The following is a 1,681-nucleotide window of genomic DNA, read 5'->3' on the forward strand; positions in this document are numbered from 1 at the left end:
GAGGACTTAGCTTCCGGGTTCGGAATGGGACCGGGCGTTTCCCCTCCGCCATAACCACCGAAACACTATGGAAATATCAACCACACCAAAACCCAGACCACCACCAGGAACCATCGACCCCCAGCCACCGTCACCAGTGACCCTCAGCCGACCCCTGACGAGATCTCATGTCTTGGCCCCGGGTTGTTCTCCCAGAACCACACAGTGGACGCGTAGCAACTTTGTAGACAAGCCCTCGGCCTATTAGTACCAGTCAACTCCATCCGTTACCGGACTTCCATCTCTGGCCTATCAACCCAGTCATCTACTGGGAGCCTTAACCCCTCAAAGGAGGTGGGATACCTCATCTTGGAACGAGCTTCCCGCTTAGATGCTTTCAGCGGTTATCCCTTCCGAACGTAGCCAACCAGCAATGCCCCTGGCGGAACAACTGGCACACCAGAGGTTCGTCCGTCCCGGTCCTCTCGTACTAGGGACAGCCTTCCTCAAGTATCCAACGCGCGCGGCGGATAGGGACCGAACTGTCTCACGACGTTCTAAACCCAGCTCGCGTGCCGCTTTAATGGGCGAACAGCCCAACCCTTGGGACCTACTCCAGCCCCAGGATGCGACGAGCCGACATCGAGGTGCCAAACCATGCCGTCGATATGGACTCTTGGGCAAGATCAGCCTGTTATCCCCGGGGTACCTTTTAGCCGTTGAGCGACACCGCTTCCACAAGCCAGTGCCGGATCACTAGTCCCGACTTTCGTCCCTGCTCGACCCGTCGGTCTCACAGTCAAGCTCCCTTGTGCACTTACACTCAACACCTGATTGCCAACCAGGCTGAGGGAACCTTTGGGCGCCTCCGTTACCCTTTGGGAGGCAACCGCCCCAGTTAAACTACCCACCAGGCACTGTCCCTGATCCAGATCATGGACCGAGGTTAGACATCCAGTACGACCAGAGTGGTATTTCAACAACGACTCCACACCCACTGGCGTGAATGCTTCACAGTCTCCCACCTATCCTACACAAGCCGAACCAAACACCAATACCAAGCTATAGTAAAGGTCCCGGGGTCTTTCCGTCCTGCCGCGCGTAACGAGCATCTTTACTCGTAGTGCAATTTCGCCGGGCCTGTGGTTGAGACAGCGGAGAAGTCGTTACGCCATTCGTGCAGGTCGGAACTTACCCGACAAGGAATTTCGCTACCTTAGGATGGTTATAGTTACCACCGCCGTTTACTGGCGCTTAAGTTCTCAGCTTCGCCCCGAAGGACTAACCGGTCCCCTTAACGTTCCAGCACCGGGCAGGCGTCAGTCCGTATACATCGTCTTGCGACTTCGCACGGACCTGTGTTTTTAATAAACAGTCGCTTCTCCCTGGTCTCTGCGGCCGTTCAGCCCTAACCCGCAAGGGGTTTCAAGCCACCCGGCCCCCCTTCTCCCGAAGTTACGGGGGCATTTTGCCGAGTTCCTTAACCACAGTTCACCCGATCGCCTCGGTATTCTCTACCTGACCACCTGTGTCGGTTTGGGGTACGGGCCGCATGGACACTCACTAGAGGCTTTTCTCGGCAGCATAGGATCACTCTACTTCGCCTCAATCGGCTACGCATCACGTCTCAACCTATATGCAGCGCGGATTTGCCTACGCCACGGCCTACACGCTTACACCAGTACAACCACTCACTGGCGGA

Annotated in this window: 2 rRNA genes; both read right to left on the reverse strand. The window is 56.5% G+C overall.

From position 1 onward, the window contains the following. Positions 1 to 62, reverse strand: a 5S ribosomal RNA gene (gene rrf / locus ACFFQA_RS38005); the annotation flags it as partial. 161 nt (positions 63 to 223) lie between these two features. Then, a 23S ribosomal RNA gene (locus ACFFQA_RS38010) occupies positions 224 to 1,681 on the reverse strand; the annotation flags it as partial.

This window comes from Allokutzneria oryzae (genome assembly GCF_042429765.1).
GTDB classification, from domain to species: domain Bacteria; phylum Actinomycetota; class Actinomycetes; order Mycobacteriales; family Pseudonocardiaceae; genus Allokutzneria; species Allokutzneria oryzae.